Source organism: Mycolicibacterium insubricum (genome assembly GCF_010731615.1).
In the GTDB taxonomy this organism is placed as follows: domain Bacteria; phylum Actinomycetota; class Actinomycetes; order Mycobacteriales; family Mycobacteriaceae; genus Mycobacterium; species Mycobacterium insubricum.
On the sequence record NZ_AP022618.1, the window covers coordinates 1,631,425 to 1,647,295 of the forward strand.

The window sequence follows — 15,871 nt, forward strand, 5'->3', positions numbered from 1 at the left end:
GGTCTAGGACGGTGGCCGCAGGTGCACGATGTCGCCTGCGGCCACCGTCTGTCGGGACGTGCCGTCGTCGATGACCAACCCGCCGGTGGCGTCGATATCGATTGCCATACCGGTGATTTCCCGATCCCCGGGCAGCTGCACGCGCACCTGACGGCCGAGGGTGACGCTGAGCCGTCGGTAGTCGGCCGACACCGCCTCGCCGGCACCGACGCGCCAGGCCTCGATGCCCTCGGCCAGCCGGCCCAGAATGTCGGCGGCCAGCAGGTTGCGGTCGATGTCGGGGTAACCGAGCATGGCCAGCGACGTGGCGGTGGGCACCGGTGCCTCGTCGGCGGTGAGCGCGACGTTGAGCCCGATCCCGACGACGATCACCGGGCCGGCCACCTCCGCCAGGATCCCGGCCAGTTTCTGCTCGCCGACCATGACGTCGTTGGGCCATTTCAGCCGGGCCGCCACTCCGGTCAGCTCGCGTACCGCCTCGGCGACGGCGACCCCGGTCAACAGCGGCAACCAGCCCCACTGATCGGCGGACACCGAGTCGGTGGGCACCCCGACCGACATGGCCAGCTGCGACCCCTTGGGCGTCGCCCAGCTGCGCCCGTGCCGGCCGCGCCCGGCGGTCTGGTGTTCGGCGGCCAGGACCGTCCGCGCGATGTCCTCACCGGCCGCCGCGCGGGCGGCCAGATCTGCGTTGGTGGAGCCGGTTTCATCGACGACGTCGATCCGGTGCCAGAAGGCGGGTCGGACGTCGGCCAGCAGTTCGGGGCGCAGCGGAGGGGTCGGACGCTCGGTCATACGCCCAGCCTATGGGAGGACCCGGGTGACCTTTTCCGTTTCGGTGATCCGGCGCAGTTGCGCCGGATCCGGATTCGCGACCTGCACCAGTGAACCGCCGACGGCCCACACCGCAAGCAGGTCGGCAATCACCGCGTCCGCGGTGTCCCAGGACGCCGTCGAGAGCACCCGTTCGCCGGGCCGCAGGCCCCGCTCGTCGGCCACCCGGTGCGCCGCGGCGAGCGCCTCGGCCGCCGTCAGCCCGAGCAGCGCCGGACCGGGATCGGGTTCGGGCACGATCTGGTCACCGTGCACCCGGACGGTGGTGGCGTAGTCGTTCACCCCGACCGGCAGATCCGGCACCGGCTTACCGAACGGGTCCAGCGACAGCACCGCCACCTCGCCCATCGCGTCGGCGACCAGATCGTCGGCCTCCTCCAGTCGGTCGGCGTCGCACAGCGCCACCTCGGCCGGCGACTGCCCGGACACGTCGACCGTTGCGCCGATCCACCAGGCGCCCAGCAGCACCGCCGCGGTCTGCCAGTGCGCCGGCAGCAGCACCGCCACCGTCGAACCCGGACCGGCGCCGTACTCGTCGCGCAGCAGGTTGGCGGTCTTGGCCGCCCAGTTCGCCAGCGTCACCGCCGACAACTCGATCCGCTCACCGGTGGCGTTGTCGTAGAAGGTGATTCGCGGCCCGACCGGATCGGCGGCGAGCAACGGATCCAGCAGCGCGCCGGCGAGTGTCAGTTCACGCATTTGGGATCGTCATTGCCCGCGGTGAACACCGGTGCCGGGGGTGGCGCGGGGTCCTCGGTGGTCGACGGCGCCGCCCCGGTGTTGAACGACGTGTAGGAGCCGTCCAGCCCGGATCCCGGGCCGGTGTAGTCATTGGCCAGCACCACCTGCACCCGGCCGGCGGGGACCTTCGAGTCCGCGGCCACCGGCAGCCCGCCGAGTTCCTTGGCGACGGCCTCGGCGCCGAGATCGTCGGTGGCCTGGGCCAGCACCTGCGAATGCTCGGCGCGGCCGCCCTCATGGTTGCCGACCGGCCCCTCGGTGAAACCCTTGCCGCTCAACACCGTCGACACCGCGCCGGCCAGCCCGTTGATGTCGGTGTCGTTGTACACCTCGACGGTGGTCTGCTCCGGCGAGTAGGCCACCTGCTCGGCCTTGCCGTCGGCCTGGTTGTGCAGCAGGCCGGTCACCCAGTCCTTGACCGCACTCGGGTCGACCCGGACCACGCTGTGCTCGCCGTCGTCGCTCCAGCCGGACTCGTCGAGCACCGGGATGGTGGCGAACACGACGTTGCCGCCCGCCAGGTTCTGCAGCTGGGTGATGAAGCTCATGATGTCCCAGCCCTCGGAAATCACCACCGACTTCTGCACGGCGTCCTGCAGCTTGCCCAGCGTCGTCGGGCTGGTCAGCGTCTTCCCGGAGATCACCTTGTGCGCCAGCGACGCCATCACCACCTGCTGGCGGACCACCCGGTCGAGGTCGCCGCGCGGCAGGTCGTGGCGCTGCCGGACAAAACTCAGCGCCTCCGGTCCGTTCAGCGTCTGCCAGCCGGCCGGGAAATCCGCGCCGGAAAACTCTTCGTACACCGCGTTTTTCAGGCAGACGTCGACGCCGCCGAGCGCGTCGGTGATCATCGCGAACCCGAGCAGGCCGATCTCTGCATAGTGGTCGACGGTCACCCCGGTCAGGTCGGCGACGGTCTTGATCAGCGCCTCGCGGCCGGCCTGCACGGCCCGTCGTTCGCCCTCCTCGGGGTCCATGTGCTGAACCTCGATGAGTTGCTTTGCGGTGTCCAGCTTCACGGTGCCGAACACGCCGTTGATCTTCATCTTGCCCAGGCCGGGCGCGGCCACGTAGGTGTCGCGCGGGATGGAGATCGCCGTCGCCGACTGCCCGTTGTTCGGAATGCGGACCAAGATGATGGTGTCGGTGTTGGTGGACACGTCGTCACCGGCGCGCAGCATCGCCAGTTCGTCCTCGGACAGCGGGTTGCCGTGCGCATCGGTGCGGCTGTCCATCCCGACCATCAGGATGTCGATGGCACCGTCGTCACCGCCACCGCCGAGCACCGCCGCGTTGAAATGCTTGATCCCGCTCTCGAACGAGCGGATATTGCTCCAGGCGATGCCGGTACCGGCGACGATGCTGACGGCCAGCAGCGCCACGAAGGCATGGAGAATCCGGTTCGGCACTCTGCACAGGTTACTGGTGGGGAACCCGGATCCCGGGTAGGCGGGCACCGGCGTGCCAGACTCGACGCCATGTCACGGATTCTGGTCACCGGTGCCGCCGGTCAGGTCGGACGGGCGCTGCTGGCCGCCGCCGGCCCGGCCCGCGACGTGACCGGTTTCACCTCCGCGCAGTGGGACATCACCGACCCCGGCGCCGCGTCCGGGCGGCTGCGCGACGGGGACGTGCTGGTCAACTGCGCGGCCTACACCAACGTCGACGCCGCCGAGACCGACCCGGACACCGCCTTCGCGGTGAACGCCGCCGGGCCCGGGCATCTGGCCGGTGCCTGCGCGCTGGCCGGTGCCCGGCTGATCCACATCTCCACCGACTACGTGTTCGGCGGGGGGCCGCGGCCCCCCGCGCCCCATGAGCCCACCGACGCCACCGCGCCGATGCAGGTGTACGGCGCCGGCAAGCTGGCCGGGGAGACCGCCGTGCAGGCGGCGCTGCCGACGGTGACCGTGGTGCGCACCGCGTGGGTGTACACCGGTCACCGCGGCGGCACGGACTTCGTCTCGGTGATGCGGGCCCGCGCCGAAGCCGGCGCGAAAGTGCAGGTCGTCGACGACCAGATCGGGTCGCCGACCTACGTGGCGGACCTGGTGGACGCGCTGTTGCACATCGTCGACGCCGGCGTCTCCGCCCCGATCGTGCACGCCGCCAACGCCGGTGCGGTCAGCCGCTGGGAGCAGGCCCGGGCGGTGTACACCGCATGCGGAGCCGACCCCGATCTCGTCGAGCCGGTGCCCGGCGCCGACTACCGGCGACCGGCGCCCCGCCCGTCGTATTCGGCGCTGGGCGCGCGCGAATCGACCGCTGCCGGCCTACCGCCGCTGCGGGATTGGCGCGCCGGGTTGGCGGCTGCGCTGCGGTGACCGATTACCCTCTAGCGGTGGCCGATGAACTGCCCGTGGTGACGGTGACGTACTCACCCGGTGAACACCTGGAGCGGTTCCTGTCGTCGTTGACGGTCGCCACCGACCTGCCCACCTCCGTGGTCATCGCCGACAATGGGTCCACCGACGGTGCCCCGGAACGCGCCGTGGAGCGCTACCCCAACACCCGGCTGCTGTCCACCGGCGGCAACCTCGGCTACGGCACCGCCGTCAACCGCGGCGTCGCGGAGTTCGGCGGGTCGGCCTCGGAGTTCATCGTGATCGCCAACCCGGATGTGGTGTGGAGCCCGGGCAGTATCGATGCCCTGTTGGAGGTCGCCCGGCGCTGGCCGCGCGCCGGTGCCGTCGGACCGCTGATCCGCGACCCCGACGGGTCGGTCTACCCGTCGGCGCGGCAGTTGCCGTCGGTGATTCGCGGCGGCATGCACGCCGTGGTCGGGCCGTTCTGGAAGACCAACCCGTGGACGGCGTCCTACCGCCAGGACCACCAGGAACCCAGCGAACGCGCGGTGGGCTGGCTGTCCGGGTCGTGTCTGCTGGTGCGCCGCACCGCGTTCGCCGAGATCGGCGGCTTCGACGAGCGCTACTTCATGTACATGGAGGACGTCGATCTCGGTGACCGGCTGGGCCGCGCCGGCTGGCAGAACGTGTACGCGCCGTCGGCGGAGATCCTGCACGCCAAGGGACACTCCACCGGCCGGGACCCGGCCCGCAACCTCGCCGCGCACCATCGGAGCACGTGGACGTATCTGTCGGATCGGCACACCGGAGCGGCGCGAGCACCGTTACGTTGGGCCATGCGCGGTGCATTGGCGGTGCGATCGGGTCTGGTCGTGGCGAAGTCCCGGCGCGAGCAGAAGCGGGAAATGCGGAGGGGATCGCGGTGACCGAATTCGACCCGAAGAACGTCGACGCCGTCGTACTGGTCGGCGGCAAGGGCACCCGTCTGCGGCCGCTGACCCTGTCGGCGCCCAAGCCGATGCTCCCGACGGCCGGGCTGCCGTTCCTCACGCATCTGCTGTCGCGGATCGCCGCCGCCGGTATCGAGCATGTGGTCCTGGGCACCTCGTTCAAGTCCGAGGTGTTCGAGGAGGAGTTCGGCGACGGCTCGAAGCTGGGCCTGCAGATCGACTACGTCTTCGAACCCGAACCGCTGGGCACCGGCGGCGGCATCGCCAACGTGGCACCGAAGCTGCGCCACGACACCGTCGCGGTGTTCAACGGTGATGTGCTGTCCGGCGCCGACCTGGGTGAGCTGCTGACCTCGCACCACGACCGCGGCGCCGACGTCACCCTGCACCTGGTGCGGGTCGCCGATCCGCGGGCGTTCGGCTGCGTGCCCACCGACGCCGACGGCCGGGTGACCGCGTTCCTGGAGAAGACCCAGGATCCGCCGACCGACCAGATCAACGCCGGCTGCTACGTGTTCAGCCGCTCGGTCATCGACTCCATTCCGCGCGGCCGCGAAGTGTCGGTGGAGCGCGAGGTGTTTCCGCGGCTACTGACCGAGGGCGTCTCGGTGTACGGCTACGTCGACACCAGCTACTGGCGCGATATGGGCACCCCGGAGGACTTCGTGCGCGGTTCCTCGGATCTGGTCCGCGGCATCGCCCCGTCGCCCGCGCTCGGTGGTGCCCGCGGGGAATCCCTGGTACACGACGGGGCCTCGGTCGCCCCGGGTGCGCTGCTCTACGGCGGCACCGTCGTCGGCCGGGGCGCCGAGATCGGCCCCGGTGTGCGGCTGGACGGTGCGGTCATCTTCGACGGCGCCAAGATCGACGCCGGTGCGGTGGTGGAGCGGTCCATCATCGGCTACGGCGCCCGCATCGGCCCCCGCGCGCTGATCCGCGACGGCGTCATCGGTGACGGCGCCGATATCGGTGCGCGCTGCGAGCTGCTGCGCGGCGCGCGGGTCTGGCCGGGGGTCACCCTGCCCGACTGCGGCATCCGCTACTCCTCGGACGTGTAGCCCCACCCGCCCCTTTTGCCCCACCGGTGATCAGCGGACCCTGCTGACCGCCCGGTCCACCAGGGCGGCCAACGCTTGATCGGTGCCCGACGGCAGCGCGTCGACGGGCCACCACCGCAGGTCCAGCGATTCGTCGCTGATCGCTATCTCGGCCCCGGCCCCGGCCGGCGCGTACGCGACGAACTGCAGGTCCAGATGCCGCGTCGGCACGCCCAGCGAACAGGTCAGCGCGTGCACGTGGATGGCCGCGAGCTCCGGTTCGATGCGCAGCCCTGCGATACCGGACTCCTCGACGCCCTCGCGCAGCGCGGCGGCGACGATATCGGTGTCCTCGGGTTCGCAGTGCCCGCCGAGCTGCACCCAGCGTCCGATCCGCGGGTGCAGGGTCAGCAGCGTGGCGGCCCCCGCGGGATCGAGCACGGCCACCGAGGCGGTGATGTGCCCCGGTTCGCAGGCCCGCCGGCAGGCATCCTCGCGGGCCAGCACGAATCCGAGCACCGCCTGGCGCAGTGTGTCCTGGTGGTGGTCGGGTGCGTCCCATTCGGCCAGCACCGAGATCACCGAATCGCGCAGGCTCATCGCGTCACCAGCAGGCCTTCGGTGACGACGGGATTCCGCGGCCCGGGCGGGTCCGCGTCGTCCGGGTGGTGTCCGATTGCTATGGCGCCCAAAGGTTCCCAATCCTGCGGCAGGTCCAGCACCTGGCGAACCAGGTCGGCGGCGAAGATGGTGGAGCCGATCCAGCAGCTGCCCACCCCGCGCACCGCCAGGCTCACCAGCAGTCCCTGCACGGCGGCGCCCACCGCGACGGTGAACATGGTGTGTTCGGCCGCGGTCCGCTGCGCGTCGGGGTAGCTGTGCGCGCCGTCGGGCACCATCACGGGGATGACGACTTCGGGTGCGTCGTAGAGGATCTGGCCCTTGGCCAGGCGTCCTGAGACGGCGTCGGCCGCCAGCCCGTCGCCCGTCAGGTCGTCGCGCCAGGCGTCTTTCATCCGGTCCAGCAGGGCGATTCGGCGCTGCGCGTCGCGCAGCCAGACGAACCGCACCGGCCGGGTGTGGTGCGGAGCCGGCGCGGTGAGCGCCTCGGCCACCGACTCCTCGATGAGCGCGGGATCCACCGGCCGGTCGGCGAACCGGCGCACCGAGCGGCGCAGCAGCTGGGCCTGGCGGCGGCCGAGGTCGATCGCCTCGGCGGCTCCCAGCCAGAACAGGTCGTCGGTGCCGGCGCGCAGCAGGTCGGCGCCGGTGGACCCGTCGTCGGGCAGCCGCAGACCGCGCACCACCGCAACCGGCACGCCGGTCAGCTTGCCCTTGACCAGATCGGCGGCCGCGGCGAGTTCGTCGGCGACGGCGACCTCGGTGACCACCAGGTCGTTGCCGTGCTCGTCGACCGCTCCGGCGTAGTGGTGCAGCACGGTCAGCCCGGCGGCGCCGATGGCGGCGTCGGTCTGGCCGGTGCGCCAGGCCCGGCCCATGGTGTCGGTAATGATGACGGCGACGTCGACGCCGAGCGCCTCTCGCAGCCGGGTCCGCAGCTCGGCCGCACTGGCATCGGGATTCGTCGGCAGCAGGGCCAGTTCGCCGCGGCTGACATTCGAGCCGTCCACCCCGGCGGCGGCCTGGATCAGGCCGAAGGAGTTCTCGGTGATCAGCGTGCGACCCTTGCGCGCCAGGACGCGCACCGCCTCCTGTTCGATCAGCTTGCGCCGCAGTTCATCCCGCTCCTCGGGATCGACGGGCGCGGCGACGATGCGGCCCTCGCACTTGGACACCACCTTGCTGGTGACGACCACGATGTCGCCGTCCTGCAGCCACGGTGCCGCGGCGGCGATCGCCGCGCCCAGATCGTCGCCGGGGCGGAACTCGGGCAGGCCGGGCACCGGCAGCAGGCGGATCTGCGCCGCCGCGCCGTGCTCGGTTCCCGGCTCGCTCACGGTGCGCGACCGGCGAGTTCGAGTCCGGCGGCGACCATCGCGGCGGTGGCCTCGGGATCGTGCATGAGCAACGGGATCTCGCGCACCGTCGCGCCCGGAATCTGGGCGGTATCGCCCGGTGCGATCAGCCAGCCGTCGAGGATCCCGGTGCCGGACCGGGCGCCGTAGTGGTTGCCGACGGCGTCGCTGGTGGACTCCACCCCGATCACGCTCAGGCATTCATCGGCCATGCCGCGCAACGGTTTCCCGCCGATGATGGGGGAGTAGCCGATCACCGGGGCCGGTGTGGACCGCAACGCCGCCCGGAGGCCGGGGACGGCGAGGATCGCCCCGATACTGACGACGGGATTAGACGGCGCGATGAAGACGACGTCGGCGCCGGCGATGGCATCGGCCACCCCGGGTCCCGCCTTCGCCGCTTCGGCGCCGACGAAGGCGAAGCTGTGGGTGGGCACCTGGGCCCGGTAGCGCACCCACCACTCCTGGAAATGGATGGCGCGCCGGTCGCCGGTCTGCGGGTCGGTGATCACCACGTGGGTCTCGCTGCGGTCGTCGCTGGCCGGCAGCAGCTCCGCGCCGGGATTCCACCGGTCGCACAGCGCCTTGGTGACCGCCGACAGCGGATAGCCGGCGCGCAGCATCTGGCTGCGCACCAGATGGGTGGCCAGGTCCCGGTCGCCGAGTCCGAACCAGTCCGGTTGCACGCCGTAGGCGGCGAGCTCCTCCTTGGCGTGCCAGGTCTCGTTGCGGTGTCCCCAACCCCGCTCGGAGTCGATGCCACCGCCGAGGGTGTACATGCAGGTGTCCAGATCCGGGCAGATCCGCACGCCGTGCATCCAGGCGTCGTCGCCGATGTTGACCACGGCGGTCAACTCGTGATCGCCGGACGGCGCCGCGCCGGGCGCGAACTGTCCGAGGCCCAGCAACCTCTGCACGCCCAGCAGGAACCGGGCGCCGCCGACGCCGCCGACCAAAACGGTGACCTTCACGTCCAAATACCCTAGGGCGTCGCCGTGTTTCGGCACTGACCGGCGTCGCAATACGGTCACGACGGCGACACGCCGAGGTCTCGACGCGCCGAAATGTCGTAACGAAATGCTATGTGTCCTGCCCGAACCGCTTGACCTAGCCAGCTAACCCGTGTCTAATCACACCAGTGTCATTTCCCGGTGGGTGGACCGGTTCCGGTGTCGCAGACCGAGATTCGATCACTTGTTCGAACGGTATGGCCACAGCAATATAGCGGGCGGCATCGTATTCACGACTAAGACGACAATGGTGAGGAGGCGGGTAGATGTCCATTGAGCAGTTTCTCGGCGCAATTGCACGGACCAACCGCGTCGACATCGCACCGACTCCGCTTGGACTGCCGGGCCTTCCGCCCCGGCCGCACCTGAGCCTTGTCCCCGATGCGATCGACGCCGGCCCCGAAGAGTTCGACAACCAGTGGCAGGAACGCGCCCTGTGCGCGCAGACCGACCCCGAGGCCTTCTTCCCGGAGAAGGGCGGCTCGACGCGAGAGGCCAAGCGAATCTGCCTGGGCTGCGAAGTCAAGGACTCCTGCCTGGAATATGCGCTCGCCAACGACGAGCGATTCGGCATCTGGGGTGGACTCTCCGAGCGGGAACGCCGCCGGCTCAAGCGCGGCATCATCTAGCGGAACAGTCGACGCAACGCGACGCCGGTCGTCGCTCAGTCGTCCATCGTGGGGTCGATAACGGAGGGTTCGACTCCCAGGTGGGTGGCAACCTGGGCGACCAGGATCTCATGCAGTAGATCACCCAGTTCCATGGTGTCCTTGGCGCGGCGTTCGATTGGTTTGCGGAACAGCACGATCCGGGCGCGAGTGGCCTGCCCCCGCACGTCGACACCGGCCGGGATCAGCCGGGCCAGGGCGATCGGGCCGTCGGCGATGACCTCGGGTGGAAAATTCACATTCTCCGGATCCCGCGCCGATATCCGCGGAATCTCGTCGACGGCGACATCCAGCCCGGTCAACCGGGTGTGCCAGCGGCGCTCGATCGGTTCGTAAGCCTCCAGCACCGCCATGTCGAACCGCTCCGCGCGGCTGCGCCAGCCCGGCACCGTCGGCGGCAGCAGCGGACCCCGCAGCTCCCGTCCGTGCCGCGCGGCGGCCCGGGCGTCGCGCGGACCGCGGGGAGTCTTCACGGCGGAAATCGTAACGGTTATACATCGGCGCGGCTGCGGTGCAGCGTGTCCCGTACCGTGCACGGCGTTCGGCAGGATAGCCTCACGGGCGTGAATGTTCCCCGTCGCTGCTGCCGGCCCGGGTGCCCCCATTACGCGGTGGCGACGCTGACGTTCGTCTATTCGGATTCCACCGCCGTCGTCGGACCGCTGGCCACCGTGTCCGAGCCGCATTCCTGGGATTTGTGCGTCAACCACGCCGGACGCATCACGGCGCCCCGTGGCTGGGATCTGGTCCGTCACGCCGGACCGCTGCCCGCCAGCCCCGACGAGGACGACCTGGTGGCCCTGGCCGAGGCCGTCCGCGAGGGCGGCCAGGTCCGTTCCGCCGCGCCGCGCGCGGGTTTCGTCGAGCCCACCGGCGGATTCGGCTCGGCTCCCGGGGCGGTGCTCGCCGCACCCGCCGAACGGCCCACCACCGCCGGGCGCCGCCGGGGTCATCTGCGGGTGCTGCCCGATCCCGAAACCGACTGAGGACCGCCAAACCGCCGGACCGCAGCGACTAGGCTGGCAGGAATTGTTCGGCCGTCAGGAAGAGTGTCGTCATGTCCCGTTCCGCTGCGGCGGTCAACAGTGTCATCAAGGCCTACGACGTCCGCGGCGTCGTGGGCGAGCAGATCGACGAGGCATTCGTGGCCGAGGTCGGCGCGGCGTTCGCCCGGCTGGTGCGCCCGATCAGCACCCGTGTGGTGATCGGCCACGACATGCGGGCCAGCTCCCCGGACCTGGCCGAGGCTTTCGGCAACGGCGTGCGCGCCCAGGGACTCGACGTCGTGCGGATCGGCTTGGCTTCGACCGACCAGCTGTACTTCGCGTCCGGTCTGCTCGACTGCGCCGGCGCGATGTTCACCGCCAGCCACAACCCGGCCGCCTATAACGGCATCAAACTGTGCCGGCCGGGCGCCAAGCCCGTCGGTCAGGACACCGGGCTGGCGACCATCCGCGAGGAGATCATCGCCGGTGTGCCGGCACATCACGGTCCGCCGGGAACCGTTACCGACCGTGACGTGCTCGCCGACTACGGCGCCCACCTGCGCGGCCTGGTCGACCTCACCGGCTGCCGTCCGCTGCGGGTGGCCGTCGACGCCGGCAACGGCATGGCCGGCCACACCGCGCCGGCCGTGTTCGGCCCGATCGACGCTCTGACCGTGCTGCCGCTGTACTTCGAGCTCGACGGCAGCTTCCCCAACCACGAGGCCAACCCGCTGGACCCGGCCAACCTGGTCGACCTGCAGCGTTTCGTCGTCGACAGCGGCGCCGACATCGGGCTGGCCTTCGATGGCGACGCCGACCGCTGCTTCGTCGTCGACGAGCGCGGCCAGGCCGTGTCGCCGTCGGCGGTGACCGCGCTGGTGGCCACCCGGGAGCTGGCGCGCGAGCCCGGCGCGACGATCATCCACAATCTGATCACCTCCCGCGCCGTGCCGGAGATGGTCACCGAAGGCGGCGGCAAGCCGGTGCGCTCGCGGGTCGGGCACTCCTACATCAAGGCGCTGATGGCCGACTCCGGCGCGATCTTCGGCGGTGAGCATTCCGCGCACTACTACTTCCGCGACTTCTGGGGTGCCGACTCGGGCATGCTGGCCGCGCTGCACGTGCTGGCCGCCCTGGGCGGGCAGGACCGGGCGCTCTCCGAGCTCGCCGCCGGCTACGAGCGCTACGCGGCGTCCGGCGAGATCAACTTCACCGTCGCCGACGCCCCGGCGGCCGTCGCCGCGGTGCTGGCCGCTTTCGCACCGGACATCGTGAGCACCGACGAACTCGATGGGGTGACCGTCGACCTCGGCGCGGGCCGCTGGTTCAACCTGCGCAGCTCCAACACCGAACCTCTGCTGCGGCTCAACGCCGAGGCGCCCGACGCCGACGCCGTCGCCGCGATCGTCGAACGAGTGTCCTCGGTGATCGCCGGGCTCCGGGAGACCGCAGCGCCATGAACCTGCAAGCGGGCATCGACGTCGACGACACCGAGGCGCTGATCGCCGCCGACCGCGACGGTCTGTTGCGCGGCGCGTCGATGTCCGGCGCCCAGGTGCGCGCGGTGGCCACCGCCGTCGCCGAGGGCGCGCTGGCGGGCCTGGGTGACGAACGCCCGCGGGCCGTCGTCTGGGTCACCGGCCGCGGACCCGCGTCTGCCGCCGGTGCGATCCTGGCCGCCACGCTGGCCCCGGTCACCTCGGTTCCGGTGCTGGTCGTCGGCGCGGTGCCGCCGTGGATCGGCGCGCTGGACCTGCTGATCGTCGCCGGTGACGACCCGGGCGACCCGGCGCTGGTCGGCGCCACCGCGACCGGCGTCTACCGGGGCGCACGGGTGGTGGTGGCCGCGCCGTTCGAGGGGCCGCTGCGCGACGCGGGTGCCGGCCGTGTCGCACTGCTCGATCCGCGGCTGTGGGTGCCCGACGGCTTCGGACTGAGCCACTACCTGGCGGCGGGACTGGCCGCGGTCGGTGCCGTCGACCCGGCGGCGAGCCTGGACCTGAACACCCTGGCCGACGACCTGGACGCCGAGACGCTGCGCAACAGTGCGGCCCGCGAAATGTTCACCAACGCGGCAAAGGTGCTGGCGCACCGCATTTCCACGCACCGGACAGTGCTCGCCGGGGACACCCCGGCGACGACGGCGCTGGCCCGGCACGGCGCCGAGATCCTGCTGCGGGTCGGCCACGCGGTGGTCGGCGCCGCCGGGCTGACCGATGCGCTGGTCGCGCTGCGCACCGGGCTGGCGGCCGGTGACGACCACGACGGCGTGGACGCGCTGTTCCGCGACGACGAGATCGACGGCCCCGCACCGCTGCGGCCGCTGGTACTGGTCCCAGCGCTGGCCGACGAACGCGGCACGCTCGGCGCCCGCATCGCCGGTTACGACGACATCGAACCGATCGGGGTGACCGACATCCCGTCGTCGCCGGATCCCGCGCCGCAGCCGGGCCGGCCCGAACAGCAACTCGCCGTGCTCGCGGTGCGCCTGGAGATGGCAGCGGTGTACCTGCGATTGGTCGCGGGCAGCCGATGAACCTGCTCACCGGCATCGTGCGGACCTACGCTTGGGGATCGCGCACCGCGATCGCCGACTTCACCGGGCGCCCGGTGCCCGCGGCGCACCCGGAGGCCGAACTGTGGCTGGGCGCGCACCCCGGCGACCCGGCCGTCGTCGACACCCCCGACGGGCCCCGGTCCCTGCTGGATCTGCTGCGCGCCGACCCGCAGGGCCAGCTCGGCCCCGCCGTACGGGACCGGTTCGGCGACAGCCTGCCGTTCCTGGTCAAGGTGCTCGCCGCCGACGAACCGCTGTCCCTGCAGGCCCACCCGTCCAGCACGCAGGCCCGCGAGGGCTTCGAGCGGGAGAACCGGCTGGGCATCCCGCTGAACTCCCCGGAGCGCAACTACCGCGACTGCAGTCACAAACCGGAGATCCTGATCGCGCTCGGCCCGTTCGAGGCGCTGGCCGGGTTCCGGCCGGTGCCGCGCACCGTCGCACTGATGGAGGCGCTCGCCGTCGCCGACCTCGACCCCTATCTGGAACTGCTCATCGGCCAGCCCGAGGCCGGCGGCCTGCGGGCGCTGTTCACCACCTGGATCACCGCGCCGCAACCGGTGCTCGACGTGCTGGTGCCCGCCGTGCTCGATGGTGCCATCCAGTATGTCCGTTCTGGCGCAACCGAGTTCGTCGACGAGGCGCGGACCCTGCTGGAGCTTGGCGAACGCTATCCCGGCGACGCCGGCGTGCTGGCCGCGTTGCTGCTCAACCGCGTGCACCTGGAGCCCGGCGAGACCATCGCGCTGCCGGCGGGCAACCTGCACAGCTATCTGTCCGGGGTGGGGCTGGAGGTGATGGCCAACTCCGACAACGTGCTGCGCGGCGGCCTGACGCCCAAGCACGTCGACGTACCCGAGCTACTGCGGATCCTCGATTTCCATCCCGTCACCGCGGCCGAGTTGTCGCCGGAAACCATCCGCGAGGGCACCGAGCTGCGCTACGCCACCCCCGCGCCGGAGTTCGCCGTCTCGGTGTTCGATATCGACGGCGCGGCACTCGGCGGCGAGATCGATGCGCCCTGCCGGCACGACGGCCCGCAGATCCTGGTGTGCACCGCGGGCGCGGTGACGGTGCGGTCGAGGACCCAGACGCTGGAGCTGGCCCGGGGCGCGGCGGCCTGGGTGCCGGCCGACGACGGGCCGCTGCGGCTGCGGGCCGACGAACCCGCCCAGTTGTTCCGGGCGACCGTCGGCATCTGAGGCGGCCGCGTTCGACTGGCGCGACCGCATCCAGCCGGTACATTTCCGGAATGGCCGTGAACTGGCGCATCAAAACCGTCGAGCAGTCCATCGCCGAAACCGACGAGCCCGGCACCCGGCTGCGCAAGGACCTGACCTGGGTCGACCTGGCGGTCTTCGGCGTCTCGGTGGTGGTCGGTGCGGGTATTTTCACCGTGACCGCCTCCACCGCCGGCAACATCACCGGCCCGGCGATCATCGTTTCGTTCCTGATCGCCGCCGTCACCTGCGGGCTGGCCGCGCTGTGTTACGCCGAGTTCGCCTCCACGCTGCCGGTCGCCGGCAGCGCCTACACCTTCTCCTATGCGACCTTCGGTGAGTTCGTCGCGTGGATCATCGGCTGGGACCTGATCCTGGAGTTCGCGGTGGCCGCCGCGGTCGTCGCCGACGGCTGGTCGTCGTACCTGAACACCGTGCTCGGGCACCTGTGCCGGTGGGCCGAATGGCCGCCGATCGGATCGCTGACCAGCACGTTCGGGCTGGTGCGGATCAACTGGAGCACCCTGGGCATCATCGCGGTGGTCTGCGTACTGCTCATCCTGGGCACCCGACTGTCGTCGATGGTGTCCGCGGTGATCACCGCGATCAAGGTCACCGTGGTGCTGATCGTCGTCATCGTCGGCGCCTTCTACATCACCCCGGACAACTACCGCCCGTTCATCCCGCCGTCGGAGACCGGTGAGGCGGCCGGCTCCGGGATGGACCAGTCGCTGTTTTCCATGCTGACCGGCGCGGCGGGCAGTCACTACGGCCTCTACGGCGTGCTGGCCGGCGCCTCGATCGTGTTCTTCGCCTTCATCGGCTTCGACGTCGTGGCCACCACCGCCGAGGAGACCAAGAACCCGCAGCGCGACGTGGCCAAGGGCATCCTGACGACGCTGGGCATCGTCACCGTGCTCTACATCGCGGTATCGGTGGTGCTGACCGGCATGGTGTCCTACACCGCGCTGCGTACCGGGCCCAACGGCGAGCGGGCCAACCTGGCGACCGCGTTCGGTTACCACGGCGTCAAGTGGGCGGAGGTGGTGATCTCCATCGGCGCACTGGCCGGCCTGACCACGGTGGTCATGGTGATGGTGCTCGGCCAGACCCGGGTGTTGTTCGCCATGGCGCGCGACGGACTGCTGCCCCGGTGGTTGGCGCGCACCGGCCGCCGCGGCACACCGGTGCGGATCACCGTGGTGATCGGTCTGCTGATCGGTGCGCTGATCATCGTGGCCGACAGCCTGCGCAAGATGGACCGCCTCGAGGAGATGGTCAACGTCGGCACGCTGTTTGCCTTCGTGCTGGTCTCGGCCGGGGTGCTGGTGCTGCGCCGTACCCGTCCCGAACTGCCGCGGGGTTTCCGGGCGCCGTGGGTGCCCTGGCTGCCGATCACCTCGATCCTGGCCTGCGGCTGGCTGATGCTCAATCTGACCGGCTACACCTGGGAGCGCTTCGGCTACTGGATGGCGATCGGCCTGGTCATCTACTTCTGCTACGGCCGCTGGAATTCCCGGCTGGCCACCGCCGAGCGCGCCGCTCTGTAGCCGTCGCTCACCTCCGGCCGTCGCCGGGGTCTCTCT

The 15,871-nt window shown here is 71.0% G+C and carries 16 protein-coding genes; 9 read left to right on the forward strand and 7 right to left on the reverse strand.

The window, feature by feature from the left end:
- Positions 1 to 3: 3 nt before the first annotated feature.
- Genes G6N16_RS07835 through G6N16_RS07845 form a run of 3 tightly spaced genes read right to left on the reverse strand, consistent with a single transcriptional unit; the run spans position 4 to position 2,984 of the window.
- On the reverse strand, positions 4 to 795 hold the full coding sequence (locus tag G6N16_RS07835; RefSeq protein WP_083032705.1) for a biotin--[acetyl-CoA-carboxylase] ligase: 792 nt from the start codon (positions 793 to 795) through the stop codon (positions 4 to 6).
- A 9-nt stretch (positions 796 to 804) separates the two neighbouring features.
- Entirely contained in the window at positions 805 to 1,533 is a 729-nt protein-coding gene (locus tag G6N16_RS07840) for a TIGR03089 family protein (RefSeq protein ID WP_083032713.1), read from the reverse strand.
- Positions 1,521 to 2,984: an LCP family protein gene (locus G6N16_RS07845; RefSeq protein ID WP_083032704.1), complete on the reverse strand. Its 1,464-nt coding sequence runs from the start codon at positions 2,982 to 2,984 to the stop codon at positions 1,521 to 1,523. The genes G6N16_RS07840 and G6N16_RS07845 overlap by 13 nt, the downstream gene beginning before the upstream one ends.
- Positions 2,985 to 3,053: 69 nt before the next feature.
- On the opposite strand from G6N16_RS07845, the gene rfbD reads away from it, so the two are divergent.
- Genes rfbD through manB form a run of 3 tightly spaced genes read left to right on the forward strand, consistent with a single transcriptional unit; the run spans position 3,054 to position 5,889 of the window.
- Positions 3,054 to 3,899 (forward strand): dTDP-4-dehydrorhamnose reductase, encoded by an 846-nt coding sequence (gene rfbD, locus G6N16_RS07850; RefSeq protein ID WP_110810930.1) that lies wholly within the window; start codon positions 3,054 to 3,056, stop codon positions 3,897 to 3,899.
- Positions 3,900 to 3,916: 17 nt separating this feature from the next.
- Entirely contained in the window at positions 3,917 to 4,807 is an 891-nt protein-coding gene (locus tag G6N16_RS07855; protein WP_083032702.1) for a glycosyltransferase family 2 protein, read from the forward strand.
- Entirely contained in the window at positions 4,804 to 5,889 is a 1,086-nt protein-coding gene (manB, locus tag G6N16_RS07860) for a mannose-1-phosphate guanylyltransferase ManB (protein WP_083032701.1), read from the forward strand. The genes G6N16_RS07855 and manB overlap by 4 nt, the downstream gene beginning before the upstream one ends.
- A 30-nt stretch (positions 5,890 to 5,919) precedes the next feature.
- On the opposite strand, the gene G6N16_RS07865 is transcribed toward manB, so the two are convergent.
- The 3 genes from G6N16_RS07865 to cofD are packed head-to-tail and all read right to left on the reverse strand — an operon-like array spanning position 5,920 to position 8,815.
- Positions 5,920 to 6,468: an NUDIX hydrolase gene (locus tag G6N16_RS07865; protein WP_083032699.1), complete on the reverse strand. Its 549-nt coding sequence runs from the start codon at positions 6,466 to 6,468 to the stop codon at positions 5,920 to 5,922.
- A complete protein-coding gene (locus tag G6N16_RS07870; RefSeq protein ID WP_083032697.1) occupies positions 6,465 to 7,826 on the reverse strand; it encodes a coenzyme F420-0:L-glutamate ligase in 1,362 nt (453 codons plus the stop codon). The genes G6N16_RS07865 and G6N16_RS07870 overlap by 4 nt, the downstream gene beginning before the upstream one ends.
- A complete protein-coding gene (gene cofD / locus G6N16_RS07875; RefSeq protein ID WP_083032694.1) occupies positions 7,823 to 8,815 on the reverse strand; it encodes a 2-phospho-L-lactate transferase in 993 nt (330 codons plus the stop codon). Before cofD ends, G6N16_RS07870 begins: the two co-directional genes overlap by 4 nt.
- A 404-nt stretch (positions 8,816 to 9,219) precedes the next feature.
- On the opposite strand from cofD, the gene G6N16_RS07880 reads away from it, so the two are divergent.
- Positions 9,220 to 9,483 (forward strand): WhiB family transcriptional regulator, encoded by a 264-nt coding sequence (locus G6N16_RS07880; protein ID WP_234805969.1) that lies wholly within the window; start codon positions 9,220 to 9,222, stop codon positions 9,481 to 9,483.
- A gap of 35 nt (positions 9,484 to 9,518) precedes the next feature.
- Here the strand turns inward: G6N16_RS07880 and G6N16_RS07885 are convergent, their stop codons facing one another.
- On the reverse strand, positions 9,519 to 9,938 hold the full coding sequence (locus G6N16_RS07885) for a metallopeptidase family protein (RefSeq protein ID WP_083032710.1): 420 nt from the start codon (positions 9,936 to 9,938) through the stop codon (positions 9,519 to 9,521).
- 147 nt (positions 9,939 to 10,085) lie between these two features.
- Between G6N16_RS07885 and G6N16_RS07890 the strand changes: the two genes are divergently transcribed.
- The 5 genes from G6N16_RS07890 to G6N16_RS07910 all read left to right on the forward strand — a co-directional run bounded on the left by G6N16_RS07890 (position 10,086) and on the right by G6N16_RS07910 (position 15,835).
- Complete coding sequence (locus G6N16_RS07890) at positions 10,086 to 10,508, forward strand: DUF3499 domain-containing protein (protein ID WP_083032689.1); 423 nt, start codon at positions 10,086 to 10,088, stop codon at positions 10,506 to 10,508.
- A gap of 71 nt (positions 10,509 to 10,579) precedes the next feature.
- Positions 10,580 to 11,968 (forward strand): phosphomannomutase/phosphoglucomutase, encoded by a 1,389-nt coding sequence (locus G6N16_RS07895; protein ID WP_083032687.1) that lies wholly within the window; start codon positions 10,580 to 10,582, stop codon positions 11,966 to 11,968.
- Positions 11,965 to 13,044 carry a TobH protein gene (locus G6N16_RS07900; protein ID WP_083032685.1) on the forward strand — a complete coding sequence of 360 codons (1,080 nt, stop codon included), beginning with the start codon at positions 11,965 to 11,967 and terminating at the stop codon, positions 13,042 to 13,044. The genes G6N16_RS07895 and G6N16_RS07900 overlap by 4 nt, the downstream gene beginning before the upstream one ends.
- The gene (gene manA, locus G6N16_RS07905) at positions 13,041 to 14,267 is read left to right on the forward strand and encodes a mannose-6-phosphate isomerase, class I (protein ID WP_083032683.1); all 1,227 of its coding nucleotides are present in this window, start codon (positions 13,041 to 13,043) and stop codon (positions 14,265 to 14,267) included. The genes G6N16_RS07900 and manA overlap by 4 nt, the downstream gene beginning before the upstream one ends.
- Positions 14,268 to 14,317: 50 nt before the next feature.
- Entirely contained in the window at positions 14,318 to 15,835 is a 1,518-nt protein-coding gene (locus G6N16_RS07910) for an amino acid permease (RefSeq protein ID WP_083032680.1), read from the forward strand.
- The last annotated feature ends 36 nt before the right edge of the window (positions 15,836 to 15,871 follow it).

Bases quoted from the DNA above. Each gene is read 5' to 3' on its own strand.
- rfbD (WP_110810930.1), top strand. From the start codon at position 3,054: ATGTCACGGATTCTGGTCACCGGTGCCGCCGGTCAGGTCGGACGGGCG.
- G6N16_RS07835 (WP_083032705.1), bottom strand. From the start codon at position 795: ATGACCGAGCGTCCGACCCCTCCGCTGCGCCCCGAACTGCTGGCCGAC.
- G6N16_RS07895 (WP_083032687.1), top strand. From the start codon at position 10,580: ATGTCCCGTTCCGCTGCGGCGGTCAACAGTGTCATCAAGGCCTACGAC.
- G6N16_RS07900 (WP_083032685.1), top strand. From the start codon at position 11,965: ATGAACCTGCAAGCGGGCATCGACGTCGACGACACCGAGGCGCTGATC.
- G6N16_RS07865 (WP_083032699.1), bottom strand. From the start codon at position 6,468: ATGAGCCTGCGCGATTCGGTGATCTCGGTGCTGGCCGAATGGGACGCA.
- manA (WP_083032683.1), top strand. From the start codon at position 13,041: ATGAACCTGCTCACCGGCATCGTGCGGACCTACGCTTGGGGATCGCGC.
- G6N16_RS07910 (WP_083032680.1), top strand. From the start codon at position 14,318: ATGGCCGTGAACTGGCGCATCAAAACCGTCGAGCAGTCCATCGCCGAA.
- G6N16_RS07840 (WP_083032713.1), bottom strand. From the start codon at position 1,533: ATGCGTGAACTGACACTCGCCGGCGCGCTGCTGGATCCGTTGCTCGCC.